Here is a 16,949-nt window from a genome sequence, read left to right as displayed (position 1 = left end):
CTCTCTCCTCCCCGGGCGCACTGCGCCCCGTGAACGGCGCCCCGGGCCCGCAGGCGGGCCGGGGCCGGTGGTCAGCGCCCCGGGTCAGCCTGCGGGCGGAAGCCCACGTCGTACTTCATGAGCAGCCCGCGCAGCAGGGCGCGCTCCTGCTCGTCGGCGTCGGCGTAGTAGCTGCTGGTGTAGGGCTCGCAGATGCCGCGCAGGGACAGGATGTACTTCTCCTGGGCCGCCTGCAGGAAGTTGTCCGCCTTCAGGCGCTTGGGCCACTCGCCCAGAAAGGCGTTCAACTCGCGCTGGGCGGCCTTGGCCTCCTCCAGGCGCCCGGCCTGGAAGTGCTCGTAGATGGCGATCATGGCCTCGGGCAGCGCGCTGCCCAGGCTGGAGGTATGCGCCGGGCTGCCCATGCACAGGCAGGCGTAGAACTGGAGCGCCACGGCGGTGATGACCTGGAACTCGTCGCAGGCCATGGACGCGACCTTGAACTGGAAGGCGGCGTCCTTGGTGCTGTACTTGACCCCGGCGATATTCGGGTGGTCCTTGAGCCGGGCCACGAACTCCGGGGTGAAGGGCTTGCTCCAGTTGGCGCTGGTGTACATCCACAGCGGCCTGGGCGCGTGGTCGGCGATGGCCCGGTAGAACCACTCCAGGCGGTCGAAACCGAGCAGCGTGTGGTAGGGCATGACGTGGTACGCGTCGAACTCCAGGTCCGCCGTGTCGTCGATGAAGCGCAGGATGTCTTCCATGGCGAAGAACCCGGCCCCCAGCACCAGCGGGATGCGCCCCGCGTTGCATTCGGTGGCGATGCGCGCCACGCGCAGGCGCTTGTCGTAGCCGAGGTTCATGTCCTCGCTGCCGGTGCCAAGGACCCACAGCCCCCCGATGCGCTGGGAGCACAGGAAGTCCATGAGCCTGCGCAGGGCGGGTTCGTCGATGTCGCCCGTGGCGGTGAAGGGCGTGGCGACCACCGGAACAACGCCGCGGATGGGGCGCGTCTTGATCATGCTGCGTACTCCTTTCAGGCCCGGCCCAGGTGCTGCAGGTAGGCCTGCGCCACCAGGAAGTCGGCCATGGTGTCGATGTCGATGGAATGGAACTGGTCCATGATCACGGGCACCTGGCGCGGCGAGATGAAGCTCGAATGCTCCACGAACCACTGGCGCCGCACGGCGTAGAGCGCCGCGTTGTAAAGGTAGAAGGCCTCGGGGTCGGCGCGGTCGGGCACGGGGCAGTAGTCTTCCAGCGCCCCGCCCCGGATGGCCTTGAGGATCGGGTCGCGCTTCTTGTACGGCCCCTTGACGCTGGCGGCGGAGTCCAGGCCCGAGGCCCACAGCCGGGAGACGGCCTCCTCGATGTGCGCGGGGTCGCGCACCGGGCAGGTGGGCTGGAGCAGGACCAGGATGTCGTAGGGGCGGCCCGTGGCCTGCTCCATGAACTCCATGGCGTGGCGCACGGTGTCGATGTTGCGCACCTTGTCTCCGGCCAGCTCCGGGGGCCGCACGAAGGGCGTGGGCGCGCCGTACTGCCGGGCCACGGCGAGGATCTCGCTGTCCTCGGTGGTCACCAGCCAGTCGGTCAGGCTGCCCGCGCGGGCGGCGGCCTCGATGGTCCAGGCCAGCAGGGGCTTGCCGCACAGGGATTTGACGTTCTTGCGCGGCAGCCGCTTGGAGCCGCCCCGGGCCGGAATGACCCCCAGCACCCGGGGTGCGGCAGCGGGTTGCGTCATGATGCCCTCCGCAGGGAAAGAAGTTCGTCGATGCGCGCCATGGTCGGGGTAACGTCCCCGTGCATGGCCTCGATGTCCAGGGTGGTCGCCCGCTCGGCGTCCAGGAAGCGGCCCAGGGCCTGGTCGTGCCCGTCGGCGTCGCGCACAGCCGGGGCGGCCAGGGCGTCCAGGATCACGCGGTCCAGCTCCCGCGGGTCGGGCGCGCGGTGCAGCCCGGGCAAAACGTCGTAGAAACAGGGCTCAAGGGCCAGCACGCGCCGCCCCAGCAGCAGCCCCTCCCAGCCCGTGGAGCCGTTGTCGGTGACCACCAGTTCGGCGTGGCGGATGTACTTGAACTGCGGGTCCAGGGGGTGGACCAGCGTCACGTTGGGGATGGCCGCCAGGGCGTCCAGGAAGGCTCCGGTACGCCGCCCCCAGTTGAAGCGGTGCTCGCGCACCAGCAGGCGCAGCCCCGAGGGCAGCATGGACGACAGGAAGCGGATGGCGTGCAACTGGTCGTGCCACAGCGGAGCCTTGTAGTTGAGCATCAGCTCCGGCTCCTTGTGCAGCGGGTAGTACACGTAGGGCATGGCCGCCAGGGCGTCCTCGCCGAAGGTGGCGAAGCGCCCGGCGTGCCAGCGCTGGGCCAGCAGGACCCGGTAATACTCGCAAACTTTGGGCAGCACGGCCATGGGCGCCTTGCCCTGGCCCCCGCCCAGCCGGTGCAGGACCCCGGCCTTGGCCAGGGCCAGGAACTTGCGGTGCTCCGTGGCCCAGTCGCTGGTGCGGGCCCAGTTGGCGGCGATGTAGTCCACGGTGCGGGGCCGGGTGCGGAACTCGTCCAGGAACCCGGCGGCGAAGTCCGACGCCGGGCGGCCCTGGGCGGTGTACTGCGCGAACAGCTCCCGCCCCGGGGTGTTGTACATCAGGTAGTCGTCGGTCCAGAAGGCGCGCTTGCCGATGGCCTTGGAGAACTGGCAGCACAGCATGGGCACCCCGGCGCGCACGGCCAGCATCCGGGCCACGAACTCCAGGGGCGCGTTGAAGGCGCGGGCCAGCACCAGGTCGGGCTGGAAGCGCTCGAAGAGCTGCTCCACGAAGCGGAACACCCGCAGGGCGATGCGCCCCGGCAGCGCGGTGTCGGCCAGGCAGCTGGCGCGCGGCTCCAGGGCGGGCCAGTAGAAGGCGCCCAGGGAATAGCCCGCGCCGATGTCGCGCTCGCAGGCCAGCAGGAAACGCCCCAGGGCCCGGCCCGAGGCCCGCTCGCACTCGGCCACCAGGGCCGCCACCCGCGCGACCTCGCCGGGGTCGCGCTCCCAGTCCTGGGGCGCATCTGTGTCGGGGGCGTCCACGTGCTCGGCCCCGGCGGCGAAGTTCGCCGCGTAGGGCTGGCGGAAGCGCCGGGGGCAGACGATGGCCGTGCGCGCCCCGCGCTGCCCCGCATAGGCCCCCAGGAGCGAGGCGAAAAAGCCGCTCCAGATGGTGCTGTGGAAGTACAGTATCTTCATGCGCGGCCCACGCCTCAGCCCTGGCCGCCATGGCCCAGGGCCGCCCGGACCCGCGCGGCGATGCTCGCGGCGTCCAGCCCGTGGTGGGCCAGGATCTCGTCGTTCCAGCCGCAGGCGGAGATGCCCTCCACCCCCAGCCCGACCCAGCCCACGCGCCGGGCCAGCCCGGTGCGCGCCAGGGCTGCGGCGAGCATCTCGCCCTGGCCGCCCTGGGCGCTGTGGTCGTCCACCGTCACCAGCACCCGGCAGCCTTCCAGGGCCCCGGCCAGCCAGGCGGCGTCCACCTCGTTCAGCCAGGGCAGGTTGGCCACGGCCACGCGCACGCCGTGCTGCGCCTCCAACAGCTCCGCCGCCTTGCAGGCCTGGGCAAGCATCACCGGGCCGTAGGCCACGATGAGCGCGTCCTGGCCCTGGCGCAGCAGGCAGCCCCGGCCGCGCGCGGGCGCGTAGCCCTCGGGCAGCGCGTAGGGCACGTCGCAGGGGATGTTGACCATGCGCAGGTAGCAGGGGCCGTCCAGCTCGTCGGCGAGGTAGTCCAGCAGCAGGCCCACCTCGGCCTCGTCGGCGGGCTGGGCCATGACCAGCCCCGGGATGGCCCCCAGGGCGGCGATGTCACGCACGCTCTGGTGGGAATGGCCCGGCCCGGCGGGCAGCAGCCCGGCCAGGAACCCGCAGTAGATGACGTGGGTCTGCTCGGTGGCGTTGTTGAAAATCTGCTCGTTGGCCCGGGGCGTGAGGAAGCAGGCGAAGGAATGGACCACGGGCAGCCTGCCGCGCAGGGCCAGCCCGCCCGCCTGGGAGACCATGTCCTGCTCGGCGATGCCGCACTCGATGAACCGCCCGGGGTGGCGCTCCTCGAAAGGGATCAGCCCGCAGTCGAGCTTGAGGTCCGCGTCCAGGGCCACCACGTCCTCGCGGCGGTCGGCCAGGGCCACCAGGGCCTGGGCATAGGCGGGCACCAGCCGCTGCGGGGCGGCGGGCACGCTGCGCCGGGGCTCGGCCTCGGCCACCAGGGCCAGGGGCGCCGCGCCCAGGGCCGCCAGGGCCGCGTCGATGCGCGCGCGCAGCTCCGCCACGGCGGCCTCGTAGTGCTCGCGGCTGGGGGCGCCGCTGTGGAAACGGTACAGGCTGCGGTCGGCGGCGGGCACGGCGTGGTTCATGAACGACACGCCCCGGCCCTTGACCGTGTCGGCCACGATGACGCTGGGGCGCGCGGTCTCGGCCCGGGCGGCGGCCAGGGCCGCACCCAGGGCCGCGCCGTCGTGGCCGTCCACGCGCTGCACATGCCAGCCGAAGGCCGCGAACTTGGCCTGCAGGTCGCCCAGGTCGCTGGTCTGGGCGACCCAGATGTCCGACTGGATGCGGTTGTGGTCCACGATGACGGTGATCTCGGCCAGCCCGTGGTTCACGGCCTGGGGCAGGGATTCCCAGAACTGGCCCTCCTGCAGCTCGCCGTCGCCGGTGAGCACATAGAGGCGCTCGTCGCGGCCCGCCAGGCGCGCAGCGCGGGCCATGCCCTTGGCCTTGGACACGCCCATGCCCAGCGAGCCGGTGTTGGTGGCCATGCCCGGCACGTGGACGTCGGGGTGGCCCGGCAGCCCGTCCAGGCGGCGCAGGGCGTGGATCTTGTCGAACTCCACGATGCCCAGGGCCGTGAGCACGGCGTAGAAGCCCGGGGCGTCGTGGCCCTTGGAGGAGAAGTAGGTGTCGCCGGGGCGCAGTTCCTCCAGGTAGAGCCAGGACACGATGTCCAGGCTGCTGAAGCTCGACCCGATATGCCCGGACCCGGCCCGGGCGATCATGTACAGGGTGTTCAGGCGGCAGGCGTCGGCGAACAGGGCCGCGCGCTCCGGGGCCGGGCACTCCAGGGCCCGCAGGCGCCCGAATTCGTCCTTGGGCACATAATGCAGCATGGTCATGGCTTCCATCCGGTGATGCGTCCGGCCTACAGGTCGGCCTGGTCGGTGTTGACGTAGATGTCCTTGAGTTCGCAGTACACGTCCAGGGCTTCGGTGCCCGGCTCGCGCGAGCCGTTGCCCGACTGCTTGACCCCGCCGAAGGGCATATGCGGCTCGCTGCCGAACGTCCCCGCGTTGACCACGGCCACCCCGGCCTCCACGCGCCGGGTGAACTCGGTGGCGCGGCTGAAGTTGCGGGTGTGGATGCAGGCGGTCAGCCCGTAGTCCGAGGCGTTGGCCAGGGCCAGGGCCTGCTCGAAGCCCGCCGCGCGATACAGGCAGGCGATGGGCCCGAAAAGCTCCTTTTGCGAGATCTCCGCGCCCGGGTCCGCGCCCTCGATGAGCGTGGGCGCCAGGTAGAAGCCCCGGGCGTGGGCCGGGCCCGTCAGCCGCTGGCCCCCGGTGAGCACCCGCGCGCCCTGGGCCTCGGCCCGGGCGATGGCCGCCAGCATGTTCTCCAACTGGCGGGCGTTGATCACCGGGCCGTAGTAGTCGTCGTCCGTGGGGCCCACGGTGAGGCGCGCCGTGGCCTCCAGCAGCATGGCCCGGAAGCGGTCGTACACCGCGTCGAAAATGATGATCCGGCTGGCCGAGGCGCAGCGCTGCCCCGCGTTGCTGAAGGCCGAGGCCAGCACCCAGCGCACGGCGTTGTCCAGGTCCGCGTCGTCGCAGACCAGCAGCGGATTCTTGCCGCCCAGCTCCAGGGAGACGCGCGCCAGGCGCTGGGCGCACTTGCCGGCGATCATCCGCCCCACCGCCGTGGAGCCCGTGAAGCTGACCACGCCCACGTCCGGGTGCTCCACCAGGGGCTGGCCCGCCTCGGGGCCGTAGCCCTGGACGATGTTCAAAACGCCGTCGGGCAGCCCGGCCTCGCGGGCGATGTCGCCCACGAGCCAGGCCGTGCCCGGGGTGTCCTCCGGGGCCTTGAGCACCGCCGTGTTGCCGCAGACCAGGGCCGGGAAGACCTTCCAGGCCACGTTGGCCACCGGGGTATTGGCGGCGATGATCAGCCCAGCCACGCCCACGGGCTGGCGCACGGTCATGGCGTATTTGCCGGGCACGCCGCTCTGGCAGGTGCGCCCGAACAGGCGCTGGCCCTCTCCGGCGTAGAACAGCCCGCAGGCGATGGCGCCGCCGGTCTCGCCCTGGGCGTCGCGGGGTGACTTGCCCGTTTCGCGGGCGACCACGGCGGCGAGCTCGGCGCTGCGCCTGCGCATCCCCAGCACCACCTCGTGCAGCAGCATCCCGCGCTGCACGGCGGGGGTGGCGGCCCAGGCGGCCTGGGCCCGCCGGGCGGCGGCCACGGCGGCGTCCACGTCGGGCGCGCCCGAGCGGGCGGCCCGGCAGAGCACCTCGCCGCTGGCCGGGTCGAGCTTGTCCAGGGTCTGGCCGCTGGCCGCCGGGCAATCCTGCCCGGCCACGATGTTGGGCACGGTTTCGGGCATCGGTCTGGTCAAGAGACTTCCCTCGGGTTGCGGGTTACCACGCGGTCCAGCCGCCGTCGATGACGAGGTTCGCGCCCGTCATGTACGACGATGCGTCGCTGACGAGAAACACGATGGCCCCGTTGTACTCGTCCTCGCGGGCCATGCGGCCCAGGGGCACCCGGGCGTGGTACCCGGCCAGGAATTCCTCGTCCTGCCCGTTGAACACCCCGCCGGGGGAGATGAGGTTGGCCCGCACGCCGCGCGGCGCGTAGTACGTCGCCACGTAGCGCGTCAGGTTGAGCAGCGCCGACTTGGACGCCGCGTAGGCCACGGGCTTGAAGAAGGTTTCGCCCCGCCTGCGGCGGTACTCGTAGAGGCTCTGGTCCGGCGACACCAGCCCGTAGGTCGAGCAGACGTTGACGATGGAGCCCCGGCCCGCCTCGGCCATGGCCCCGCCGAAGACCTGGCAGACCAGGAACACGCCCTTGGCGTTGACGTCCATGACCTTGGTCCACGACTGCTCGGGGTAGGTCTCGAAGGGGCCGTTCTCCCCCGCGGGGGCCCCGGGGGGCGAGTCCAGGGCCGCGTTGTTGATCACGGCGTGGGGCACGCCCCAGCGCGCGGCCACGGCGTCCAGGGCGGCCTGCACCGCGTCGCGGCGCGTCACGTCCAGGCTGTGGTACATCAGGTCCGGCCCGCCGCCCAGGGCCTCCAGCACGGCCCCGGGCGCGGCGGGCAGGTCGAGCAGGGCCACCCGCGCGCCCCGGGCCAGCAGTTCGGCGGCGTACTGCCTGCCGAGCTGGCCCAGGCCGCCGGTGATGGCCACCACGCGCCCCGCGATATCGAACACGTCCTTGCGCATGGCTACTTCAGGCCCTCGAAGGTGATGTTGGCGTCCTCGGCCAGGGGCTGGGCCAGGGCGCGGCCCAGCACGGCGTCCAGCTCGTAGGGCGCCAAACCGTCGCCAGGGGACTTGATGGCCACGTCCTGGCGCGTGAGCACATGCCCGGCGGGCAGGTCGCGGGCGGCCACCAGCTTCTTGGACATCTTGTACAGGGGCCGCTCCTCGCTGGGTAGGCGGCGCTTGACGCCATCGCCCAGGGCCACGCGGGCTCGGCGCAGGTTGCGCACCAGCCGCCGCAGGCCGGTGGGCGCCAGGGAGAAGGCGTGGTCCGTGCCGCGCCAGGCGCGGTTCAGGGTGAAGTGCTTCTCCACCACGCGCCCGCCCAGGGTGAAGGCCACCAGAGCCATGGCGATGCCGCTCTCGTGGTCCGACAGGCCGATGACGTTGTCCGGGAACTCCCTGCGGAAGGTGTCCACCACCGCGATGTTCATGTCCTCGTAGTTCTCCACCGGGTAGCAGGCGGTGCACTGCAGGATCACGAGCTGGGGGTTGATGGGCATGATGGCGTCCACGGCGCGGCGCACGTCGGCCAGGGTGCCGCCGCCGGTGCTCAGGATCATGGGCTTGCCGATGGCGGCGATGTGCCTCAGCAGCGGCGTGTTGTTCAGGTCCGCCGAGGCGATCTTGTACATGGGCATGTCCAGCTTGGCCAGGAAGTCCGCACTCTCGAAATCGAAAGCCGTGCTGAACATGGCCAGCCCCAGATCCCGGGCGTGGGCCTGCAATTCGCGGTACTGGTCGGTGTTGAACTCCAGGGCCTCGCGGTGCTGGCCGTAGGTCGGGCCGTAGCTGTTCTCGCCCGTGTAGGGGGCGTCGTAAAGCTGCCGGGTGAACAGCGATTTGTTGTGCCGCTTCTGGAGCTTCACGGCGTTGGCGCCGCACTCCTTGGCGGTGGTGAACATCTCCTTGGCGATACGCAGGTCGCCCTGGTGATTGTGGCCGATCTCGGCGATGACGTAGGCATCCGTATCGTCGGCCACGCGGACGCCATCGAGAATGATTTCGCGCATGCCTTGCACTCCTTGCCGGGAAGCCGCGCAGGCCCCCGAAGTTGGTGAAGCCCTCCGGAACATCCGGAAGGGCGGATCGTCGTCTGCCGCCACGCGGGCGGCCGGACGGGCCTCAGCCCCCGGCCCGGCCCGGCGCCCCGGCGGCCCCCAGGGCGAACAGCGCCCTGGCCATGAGATAATCGTCCTCTTCGTCCACGTCCACCGAGGCGCATTTGTCCATGACGTACCCGGCCACCGCCCCGCCGTAGAACCCGCCCCAGCGCCGCCAGGCCTCGATGCGCGACAGGTACAGGGCCCCGTTCGGGCGGTAGAGGGTCGGGTGCTGCTGGCTGCGGGTCCGGCCCTGGCGCAGGGGGGAGCCCTCAGGGATGTCCAGCAGGCCGCCGCGCAGCTCCACGCCGAAGGCCACCGGCGCGGGGAAGGCCGTCACGGCCACCACGGCGTCCACCCCCGGGGCCAGCAGGGCCACGGCCTCGCGGATATGCCCGGCGCCGCGCAGGGGCGCCGTGGGCAAAAACAGGCCGCACAGCCCCGCCCGGGCCCCCAGGGCGTCCAGCACCTGGGTCAGCACCTGGGAGGTGGTGGCCTGGTCCGAGGCCAACTCCGCCGGGCGCTCCATGGCCCGGACGCCCGCGTAGCCGCGCGCCAGCTCCAGCACGGCGGGGTCGTCGGAGGAAACCACCACCGTATCGAAGGCCCCCGAGGCCAGCACGGCCTCGATGGTCCAGGCCGTCAGGGGCTTGCCGCCCAGGGGCAGCATGTTCTTGCCCGGCAGCCGCCGGGATCCCGCGCGCGCCGGGATGAGCGCCAGACGCAGGCCCGTCACGGCTCCACCCGCACGGCCAGGCTGCCCCCGGGCCAGCTTGCGTCCAGCGCCACCGCGCCCCGGGCGGGGAACTCCCGGCGCCAGAGCGTGCCCAGGGACACCAGGTCTCCCGGGTGCAGGGTCGTGAAAGTGCCCAGGAAGGACAGCACGTCCAGCGCACCCAGGCGCACGGCGGTGGACACCGCCTGGGGCTGCCCGTCGCACTGCGCCGTGAGCCCCAGGGCCTCCGGGGCCAGGGCGGCTGCGGGCGGCAGGGGCGGGCCCACCAGGTTGGCGTGCTGCCCGAAGCGCGCGTAGTACTGCGCCACGCCCAGGTCGCGCACCGAGGGCGCCACCAGGGCGTCGGCCAGCCCGGTGTCCTCCAGCCCGGCGCAGACCCGACAGGCGCGCACGTCCGCCGGGGTGGCCGGACGGCCCCGTAGCGGCGCGTCCAGCTCCACCAGCACGTCCAGGCACAGGGCGAAGCGCGCGACCCCCGCGTTCAGGGCGATGGGTCCGCCGCCCTCGCGCCAGGCGGGCCGGGGCAGGTTGAAACACAGCGGGTAGTCCAGGGCCGCGATGCCCTGGCGTTGCCGCTCGGCCTCGGTGCCGTTGATGTTCAGCCACAGGGTTCTCATGGGCGCCTCAGGTCGTTGAAATGCGTGCGCAGCGCGCCCAGGCCCTCGATCTCCAGCTCCACGTGGTCGGCGGGCCCCAGGGGCTGGTCCGCAGCCAGGGTCACTCCGTCGATGCCCATGGTGCCCATGTGGATCACGCTGCCCGGCTCCAGGGTGAACAGGGCCGAGAGGTAGGCGATGGCCGTGTCGATACCCACGACCATGGCGTTGGTGTGGCTGCGGTCCCGCACCTGGCCGTTGACGCGGGTCCACATGAGCAGCCCGTAGGGGTCGGCGACCTCCTCGCGGCTGACCAGGGCGGGCCCCATGGGGCAGAAGCCATCGCTGCCGCGCCCGTAGTAGCTGGTCACCAGCAGCTCCATGAAGCTCGGCTCCCCGGCGGGGTTGCGCTCCCGGGCGAAGTCCTTCCACTGGTTGCCGATCATGTCGTTGACCACGGTGTAGGCAGCCACGTGCTCCATGGCCCGCTCGCGGCTCACGTTGCGGGCCCGCCGCCCGATGACCACGCCCAGCTCCACCGCGCAGCGGAAGCTCGTCACCTCCGGCCCGAGGGTCACGGTCTGCCCGTGGCCGGACAGGCTGGCCCAGGGCCGGGTGTAACCCACGGGATAGGTGGGCACCGGGGCCGCGGTCTTGCGCCAGACCATGGGGTTGTTGCCCGCCAGGCCAAAGATCAGCGGCGCCGCGGGCAGCGGCGGCAGGAAGGGCGCGTCCGCAGGCACCTGCGCCCCGGGCGGGGGCCCGGCGGAGGCCAGGGCCGCGTCCATCTCGCCCAGGTAGGCCCACAGGCCGTCCACGGCCAGCAGGTTGTCCGTCCACGGCCCGTCCTCGCGGGCCACTTCCCGGGGGGCGCGCTCCGCCAGGCCCAGAGCCCGGCCACAGGCCAGGGCGTCCAGCCAGGCGTCGCCCCGGGCCAGACAGATCCTGGCCCTGCCCGCCACCTCGCGCAATGCAACCTTCATCGTCGTCTCCGCGCGCTCCGGCCGGGCCGGGCGCCGCCTGCGCCATGGGCGCTATCCGAAAAGCGAACAGTCCTGCCGCGCGCGCTGGTAGTCGTTCATATGCCCGATGTCCAGCCAGTATTCAAAGATGGGAAAGGCCGCCACCAGCCGCTCCTGCGCGCGCAGGCGCTCCAGCAGCGTGGGCATGTCCAGGTAGACCCCGGGCTCCACCAGGTCCAGGGCGGAGGGGTCCAGCACGTAGATGCCCGCATTGACGAAGAACGTGTGCAGCGGCTTCTCCTCCATGCCCAGGATGCGGTGCCCGTCGCACCGGACCACGCCGTAGGGAATCTGGAGGGAATACTCGCGGATGCACATGGTCGCGGCGGCGCCGTGCTCGCCATGGAATTGCAGCAGGCGCTGGAAGTCCACCCGCGTGAGCAGATCGGCGTTCATGACAAAAAAGCTCTCGGCGGGCCGCTCGGGCAGCAGGGACAGCCCGCCTGCGGTGCCCAGGCGCGTGGTCTCGCGCAGGTAGTCGATGTGCACCCCGAAGGCCGAGCCGTCGCCGAAATGCTTCTCGATGGCCTCGGCCATGTAGTTGACCGAGATGCAGAAGCGCCGGAACCCCGCGGTGCGGAAGTTGACCAGGATGGTTTCCAGGATCGGCCTGCCGCCCACGTCGAGCATGGGCTTGGGGCAGGTTTCCGTGAGCGGCCGCAGGCGCGTGCCCAGGCCCCCGGCCATGAGCACCACCACGTTGTCGCGGCTCTCGGGCTCGAGCACCTCACGCAGCAGCTCCAGGGCGACCACCCGGCCCTGGCCGTCCAGCACGGGCAGCTGGCGCACGCGCTTCTCGCGCATGATCTGCAGCAGCTCGGCGGGGCCGGGCCCGGCCTGGGCCGTCACCGGGGTGCGGTTGAGCACGCGCTCCACCGGCTCGGCGAGCTCCACGCCCTGCAGCAGGCCCCGGCGGATGTCGCCGTCGGTGACGGTGCCCAGCAGGTGGTCGTCCTGGTCCACCACCAGCCCGATCTGGCAGCTGCTCGCGTCGATGGCCGCGAGCAGTTCCCGGATGGGGGTTCCCGGGGCCACGGCAGCCTTGCGCCAATCAACCATGATCCTGCCCGTCCGTTTTGGGTGTTGCGCCCCCGCAGGGGGTCGGCTGGTCCAGGGGCTCGTCGGGCGCGTAGTCGCGCGCGGCGGGCTGGCCCAGCAGGTCGAAATAGCACAGCGGCGAAATGCCGCCCCCGGGCCGCTTCACGGCCAGATTGTCCGGGGTGAACAGCTCGCCCCGGGCCACGGGCCGGGCCGCCACCAGGCTCTTGCGCGCCACGGCCAGGTTGGGCAGCTCGCTGGGCGCCGGGCGCTTGTCCGCCGAGCCCAGGGCCAGCTCCACCTCGCGCACGGCGCGCACCATGGCCGCCAGTTCGTCCGGCTCCAGGCTGGCGGCGTGGTCCGGCCCGGGCAGGGTCCGGTCCAGGGTGAAATGCTTCTCGAGCACCACCGCGCCCCGGGCGGCAGCAGCAACGGGCACGGTGATGCCCCGGGTGTGGTCGGAGTAGCCCACGGGCAGGCCGAATTCCCGGGCCAGGGTGTCCATGGCCAGCAGGTTCACCTCGTCCAGGGGCGCGGGGTACTCCGTGGTGCAGTGCAGCAGGGTCACGCGGCTGCGCAGGAGCTCCCGGGCGCCGGGGGCGTCCAGGGCCCGGCCAAAGGCCGCCGCGCAGGGCTCCCCGGCCCCGAGCATCCCGAAGGCCAGCACGCCCAGGGCGGCGCGCACGTCGCCCAGGGTGCACATGCCCGTGGACAGGATCACCGGCAGCCCGGTGCGGGCCGCGCCGAGCAGCATGGGCGCGTCGGTCACGTCCCCCGAGGGCACCTTGATCCTGCCGATGCCCACCTCCAGCAGCAGGGCCAGGCTCTCGCGGTCGAAGGCCGTGGACATGAACTCGATACCGCGCTCGGCGCAGCGCGCGGCCAGGGCAGCGAAGGCCTCGCGGCCCAGCTCCAGGGCCTTGAGCATTTCGAACTGCCCCTGGCCCCCGCCGGTGGCCCGGCTCTGGTACGCGGCCTTGGGCGCGTCGCGCGACACGAGGCTCTCGGCGCGGAAGGCCTGGAACTTCACGGCGTCGGCTCCGGCCCGGGCGGCGGCGTCCACCAGCTCCAGGGCCATGTCCGGCGAGCCGTTGTGGTTCACCCCGGCCTCGGCGATGATGAAGACGCGCGGTTCAGACATGGCCGCCCTCCCCGGGCAGGTCGAAGAAACGTTTCATGAGCAGGGCCTGCGGGTCCGGCTCGGCCTTGAGGGCCGCCAGGATGCGCCCGCTGGCCTGGCCGTCGCCGTAGGGGTTGACCACCTGCGAGCAGTCCAGGGCCAGGGCCCGGCCCACGGCGTCCGCGATGGCCGCCCGCCCGGGGGCGCAGTGCAGCACCGAGGCCGCCCGCATCCGCCCGCGCTGACGGGCGCCGATGTCCACCGTGGGCACCTTGAACGACGGCGCCTCGTAGATGCCGCTGGACGAATTGCCCACCACGGCGTCCACCGCCGCCAGCGCGCCGAAGTAGCGGCGCATCCCCAGCGACTTGCGCACCAGGATGCCCGGGCGCCCGGCGGCCCACCGCTCCAGCAGGGCCAGGATGTCCAGCCCGCCGGTGTCGGCGTTGGGCGCCGTACACACCACCCCCAGCTCCTTGCCCGCCCCCAGGTCGTCCAGGGCGCCCAGCAGCTCGGCGCACTGCGTGGCCGGGGGCGTCGGGTCCAGGGTTACCGGATGATAGGTCACCAGCACGTTGCGGGCAAGGAAGGTGAAGCCCAGTTCGCGCTCCAGCTCCGCGCGGGGCATGGGCGGCTCCCGCAACAGGTCGTCCAGGCTGGTGGCGCCCACGGTGAAGACCCGCGCCGGGTCTTCGCCGAGCTGGACCACACGGCGCGAGGACCGCTCGTTGGTGGTGAAATGCAGGTGGGCCATCTTGGTGATGCCGTGGCGCAGGGCCTCGTCGAAGGCGCCCTCGGTCACGTCACCCCCGGCCAGATGCGCCACGGGCACGCGCGCGAACAGCGCGCCCAGGGCGGCGGCGAAGGTCTCGTAGCGGTCGCCCAGCAGGACCACGAAATCCGGCTCCAGCCGCTGGAACGCGGCGGCCAAGAGCGGCACGGCGGCGCCCACGCAGCCTGCCACGTCCAGGGCTCCGGTGCCCGTGAAGGGCAGCGCCACCCGCTGGTCGATGCCGAACCCGTCGGCCTCGATCTCGCGCCAGGTGTCACCGAACGCGGGCCACAGGTGCATCCCCGTGACCACCACCTGCAGCAGGCAGCCGGGGTCGGCGGCTGCCAGGCGCATGAGCGGGCGCAGGTAGCCGTAATCGGCCCGCGAGCCCGTGACCACGCAGATGGTGCGGCGTCCGGCCCTAGACATGGAAATACCGCTCCACGTAGCCGTAGTCGATGTCGGGCTGCTCGCGGGTCAGGGCGTCCATGAGCATCCGCTCGTCGTAGCGGATGCGCCCGCGCTCGTCGAAGCGGGCCGGGATCAGGGTACAGCGGCGGGACAAAAGGGGCAGCACGTCGGGGTTCCAGGTGTTGCCCTCGATCTGCAACAGGATCACCGGGCGGTTGGAGCAGACCGCGCGCCCGAAGGTCGAGGTGCCGATGTGGGTGAAGATGTAGGCCTCGGCCTCGTCGGCGGACTGCTCGAAGGGCGTGCGCACGATCCGCTGGCAGCGGCCCTCGAAGATGCCCTCGGACTCGCCCTCGGTGTCCGGGTGCATCTTGTAGATCACCTCGCCGTCGAACTCCCGCAGCTGGTCGAGCAGGTGCAGCTGCACCTCGAGCTGGTAGGAGAAGAAGTTGGCCTCGACGATGAACGGCCCCAGGAAGGCCTTGAGGGGGTAGCCCATGACCATGGCCGAGCGCACGCGGCGGATGGGCGGCCTGGAGCGGTAGTCGGCGCTGAGTTTCTGGTACCTGTCGGTGCCCACGGCGTCGAAGGTCACGGGGCAGAGCCTGCCCAGGGGCGACATGGCGTGCACTTTGGCGAAGTTCTCGCTCATGGCCCGGGTGGGGCAGACGAACTCGTCGCACTGGGCGAACTCCACGTAGGAGTCGAACAGCTCCAGCAGGTTGCCCACCGGGGTGCCGTGGGCGAAGCCCACCACCCGCGTGCCCCGGCGGCGCGCGGCCAGCACGATGGCCCGGTGCAGGGGCTGGCCGACCTCGCTGAGCAGGATGGTCCGGGGCAGGCGGCGCATGGCCCGCACCGTGTCGTAGACCCCCGAGAGCAGTTCCAGGGTCCCTACCCAGCAGCCCAGGGCCGCGTCCACATCCACGCTGCCGCCCCACACGGCGTGGGCGTGGTCGGCCATGGCGCGCAGCACCGCGTACGCCGCCTCGCGCAGATCGCCGGACACCGCGCCCCGGGGCGGCAGCGTGGGGAACAGCTCGGAGAGGTACAGGTGGTGGCAGCACAGCCCGCGCTGGCGGATGTAGTCGCGCTTGAAGCCCGTGGCGCTGCCCAGGCCCCAGGTGTCCGTCCAGCCCAGCACGCTGCGCACGATGGTGGCCGCGCCCGCGCCGCGGTTGAAGGCCACGTTCTTGGCTGCGGCGCGCAGGACGTTCCTGGTCCGGCCCGCCGTGAGCGTGCGCATGGATTCGCGCGGCTTCGCGGCCAGGACGGCGAAATCCGGCTCGTAGATCTCCCGGGCCAGGGTGGAATATTCCAGGGCGATGCCCCGCTCGCGGCAATAGTGGCGCACGCCCCCGGCCAGGGCGTGGTCGAAGAACCACACGCAGGTGCCGATGCTGGCCAGGAGCAGGTCGCGGTCCTTGCCGCGCAGTCCCTCGTAGGCGCCAGCCCACTGGTCCAGGAAAAAGCGCGCGAAGGTCAGGACCTGCTCGTTGGTCACCGGCCAGAGGAAATCCTCGCGCCAGCGTTCCAGGCCGATGGTCTTGACGCCTCCGGCGTCCGCCGCGATTGCCTTGGGAATGTACTGCATAGGCTCCGTCGTGCCCGGGGGAACCCGCCGGGCGCGCCTAGATGTTGTAGATGTCGGCCTTGTACAGCCGGAGGTTCTCCGGGTCGGCGAACCAGCGGGCGGTGCGCTCCAGGCCACGCCGGAAGCCGTCCAGCCCGGCGAACTCCGGGCTCCAGCCCGTGAGGGCGCGCACCTTGTCGTTGCTGGCGAACAGGCGCTCGACCTCGCTCTTTTCCGGGCGCACGCGCTGGTCGTCGGTGCTGACCTCCACCTGCGCGCCCATGACCTCGGCGATGAGCCGCACGGTGTCGCCGATGGAGACCTCGAAGGCGCTGCCCACGTTGACCACCTGGCCCACGGCGGCGTCGGCCCCGGCCAGGGCCAGGAAGCCGCCCACGGTGTCCGCGACGTAGTTGAAGTCGCGCGTGGGGTGCAGCGAGCCCAGCTTGAGGGTGCGCGCGCCCGCGCGGATCTGGGTGATGACCGTGGGGATCACCGCGCGCGCGCTCTGGCGCGGGCCGTAGGTGTTGAAGGGCCGGGCCACCGTCACCGGCGTGTCGAAGGAGCGGTGGAAGGACAGGGCGATCTGGTCGGCGCCGATCTTGGACGCCGAGTAGGGGCTCTGGCCCTGCAGGGGGTGCTCCTCGTCGATGGGCACATAGCGCGCCGTGCCGTAGACCTCGCTGGTGGAGGTATGCACCACGCGCGCAACGCCCAGATCGCGCGCGGCCTGCACGACGTTCAGCGTGCCCTTGACGTTGGTGTCCACGTAGGTGTCCGGCGAATGGTAGGAATAGGGGATGGCGATGAGCGCCGCCAGGTGGAAGACCACGTCGCAGCCGCGCATGGCCGTGCGCACGCCGTTCGGATCGCGCACGTCCCCGGCGAACACGTCCAGGCTCTTGCGCACCCCGGGTTCGCTGTGGTCCAGCCAGCCCCAGGAATTGAAGGAATTGTAGAGCACGAAGGCCCGCACGTCGTGGCCCTGGCGCACCAGCTCCTCGGTGAGGTGCGAGCCGATGAAGCCGTCGGCGCCGGTGACGAGAATCTTTTTGCCGCGAAGGTCCATGGTTGCCTCCTTG

General features: G+C 71.8%; 15 protein-coding genes. All 15 read right to left on the bottom strand.

All coding sequences use genetic code 11. From position 1 onward, the window contains the following. Nucleotides 1-71: 71 nt before the first annotated feature. Complete coding sequence (locus G495_RS0100455; protein ID WP_035250351.1) at nucleotides 72-1,001, bottom strand: dihydrodipicolinate synthase family protein; 930 nt, start codon at nucleotides 999-1,001, stop codon at nucleotides 72-74. Nucleotides 1,002-1,015: 14 nt separating this feature from the next. Beyond that, nucleotides 1,016-1,723, bottom strand: coding sequence for an acylneuraminate cytidylyltransferase family protein (locus G495_RS0100450; protein ID WP_035250348.1), 708 nt, complete (start codon nucleotides 1,721-1,723; stop codon nucleotides 1,016-1,018). After that, nucleotides 1,720-3,210: a hypothetical protein gene (locus G495_RS0100445; RefSeq protein WP_028586186.1), complete on the bottom strand. Its 1,491-nt coding sequence runs from the start codon at nucleotides 3,208-3,210 to the stop codon at nucleotides 1,720-1,722. The genes G495_RS0100450 and G495_RS0100445 overlap by 4 nt, the downstream gene beginning before the upstream one ends. Nucleotides 3,211-3,224: 14 nt before the next feature. Then, nucleotides 3,225-5,129 (bottom strand): transketolase C-terminal domain-containing protein, encoded by a 1,905-nt coding sequence (locus tag G495_RS22705; protein WP_035250573.1) that lies wholly within the window; start codon nucleotides 5,127-5,129, stop codon nucleotides 3,225-3,227. A 26-nt stretch (nucleotides 5,130-5,155) separates the two neighbouring features. Beyond that, the gene (locus G495_RS0100435; RefSeq protein WP_028586184.1) at nucleotides 5,156-6,625 is read right to left on the bottom strand and encodes an aldehyde dehydrogenase family protein; all 1,470 of its coding nucleotides are present in this window, start codon (nucleotides 6,623-6,625) and stop codon (nucleotides 5,156-5,158) included. 22 nt (nucleotides 6,626-6,647) lie between these two features. Then, nucleotides 6,648-7,457, bottom strand: a complete 810-nt coding sequence (locus tag G495_RS0100430) for an SDR family oxidoreductase (protein ID WP_028586183.1) — start codon at nucleotides 7,455-7,457, stop codon at nucleotides 6,648-6,650. A 2-nt stretch (nucleotides 7,458-7,459) separates the two neighbouring features. Beyond that, nucleotides 7,460-8,509, bottom strand: a complete 1,050-nt coding sequence (locus G495_RS0100425; protein ID WP_028586182.1) for an N-acetylneuraminate synthase family protein — start codon at nucleotides 8,507-8,509, stop codon at nucleotides 7,460-7,462. Between the two features lie 112 nt (nucleotides 8,510-8,621). Then, nucleotides 8,622-9,335, bottom strand: a complete 714-nt coding sequence (locus G495_RS21980) for an acylneuraminate cytidylyltransferase family protein (protein ID WP_051444910.1) — start codon at nucleotides 9,333-9,335, stop codon at nucleotides 8,622-8,624. Then, a complete protein-coding gene (locus tag G495_RS21975; protein WP_028586181.1) occupies nucleotides 9,332-9,952 on the bottom strand; it encodes a hypothetical protein in 621 nt (206 codons plus the stop codon). Before G495_RS21975 ends, G495_RS21980 begins: the two co-directional genes overlap by 4 nt. Next, complete coding sequence (locus G495_RS20025; protein ID WP_051444909.1) at nucleotides 9,949-10,914, bottom strand: fumarylacetoacetate hydrolase family protein; 966 nt, start codon at nucleotides 10,912-10,914, stop codon at nucleotides 9,949-9,951. Before G495_RS20025 ends, G495_RS21975 begins: the two co-directional genes overlap by 4 nt. Before the next feature lie 51 nt (nucleotides 10,915-10,965). After that, on the bottom strand, nucleotides 10,966-12,012 hold the full coding sequence (locus G495_RS0100405) for a nucleotidyltransferase family protein (RefSeq protein WP_028586180.1): 1,047 nt from the start codon (nucleotides 12,010-12,012) through the stop codon (nucleotides 10,966-10,968). Beyond that, nucleotides 12,005-13,132 (bottom strand): N-acetylneuraminate synthase, encoded by a 1,128-nt coding sequence (gene neuB / locus G495_RS16795; protein ID WP_051444908.1) that lies wholly within the window; start codon nucleotides 13,130-13,132, stop codon nucleotides 12,005-12,007. The genes G495_RS0100405 and neuB overlap by 8 nt, the downstream gene beginning before the upstream one ends. Further along, entirely contained in the window at nucleotides 13,125-14,312 is a 1,188-nt protein-coding gene (gene neuC, locus G495_RS0100395; protein WP_028586179.1) for a UDP-N-acetylglucosamine 2-epimerase, read from the bottom strand. Before neuC ends, neuB begins: the two co-directional genes overlap by 8 nt. Continuing rightward, entirely contained in the window at nucleotides 14,305-15,888 is a 1,584-nt protein-coding gene (locus G495_RS0100390; RefSeq protein ID WP_028586178.1) for a hypothetical protein, read from the bottom strand. Before G495_RS0100390 ends, neuC begins: the two co-directional genes overlap by 8 nt. A gap of 37 nt (nucleotides 15,889-15,925) precedes the next feature. After that, nucleotides 15,926-16,936: an NAD-dependent 4,6-dehydratase LegB gene (locus tag G495_RS0100385; RefSeq protein WP_028586177.1), complete on the bottom strand. Its 1,011-nt coding sequence runs from the start codon at nucleotides 16,934-16,936 to the stop codon at nucleotides 15,926-15,928. Between the last annotated feature and the right edge of the window lie 13 nt (nucleotides 16,937-16,949).

This window comes from Desulfocurvus vexinensis DSM 17965 (assembly GCF_000519125.1).
GTDB classification, from domain to species: domain Bacteria; phylum Desulfobacterota; class Desulfovibrionia; order Desulfovibrionales; family Desulfovibrionaceae; genus Desulfocurvus; species Desulfocurvus vexinensis.
Note: the sequence above shows the minus strand (reverse complement) of the source record. Positions and strands in the feature narration are given on the sequence as shown.

Coding starts and splice junctions, on each gene's coding strand:
- neuB (WP_051444908.1), bottom strand. CDS start 13,132: ATGTCTGAACCGCGCGTCTTCATCATCGCCGAGGCCGGGGTGAACCAC.
- G495_RS0100430 (WP_028586183.1), bottom strand. CDS start 7,457: ATGCGCAAGGACGTGTTCGATATCGCGGGGCGCGTGGTGGCCATCACC.
- G495_RS0100390 (WP_028586178.1), bottom strand. CDS start 15,888: ATGCAGTACATTCCCAAGGCAATCGCGGCGGACGCCGGAGGCGTCAAG.
- G495_RS0100425 (WP_028586182.1), bottom strand. CDS start 8,509: ATGCGCGAAATCATTCTCGATGGCGTCCGCGTGGCCGACGATACGGAT.
- G495_RS0100405 (WP_028586180.1), bottom strand. CDS start 12,012: ATGGTTGATTGGCGCAAGGCTGCCGTGGCCCCGGGAACCCCCATCCGG.
- G495_RS22705 (WP_035250573.1), bottom strand. CDS start 5,129: ATGACCATGCTGCATTATGTGCCCAAGGACGAATTCGGGCGCCTGCGG.
- G495_RS0100450 (WP_035250348.1), bottom strand. CDS start 1,723: ATGACGCAACCCGCTGCCGCACCCCGGGTGCTGGGGGTCATTCCGGCC.
- G495_RS0100445 (WP_028586186.1), bottom strand. CDS start 3,210: ATGAAGATACTGTACTTCCACAGCACCATCTGGAGCGGCTTTTTCGCC.
- neuC (WP_028586179.1), bottom strand. CDS start 14,312: ATGTCTAGGGCCGGACGCCGCACCATCTGCGTGGTCACGGGCTCGCGG.
- G495_RS20025 (WP_051444909.1), bottom strand. CDS start 10,914: ATGAAGGTTGCATTGCGCGAGGTGGCGGGCAGGGCCAGGATCTGTCTG.
- G495_RS0100385 (WP_028586177.1), bottom strand. CDS start 16,936: ATGGACCTTCGCGGCAAAAAGATTCTCGTCACCGGCGCCGACGGCTTC.
- G495_RS21975 (WP_028586181.1), bottom strand. CDS start 9,952: ATGAGAACCCTGTGGCTGAACATCAACGGCACCGAGGCCGAGCGGCAA.
- G495_RS0100455 (WP_035250351.1), bottom strand. CDS start 1,001: ATGATCAAGACGCGCCCCATCCGCGGCGTTGTTCCGGTGGTCGCCACG.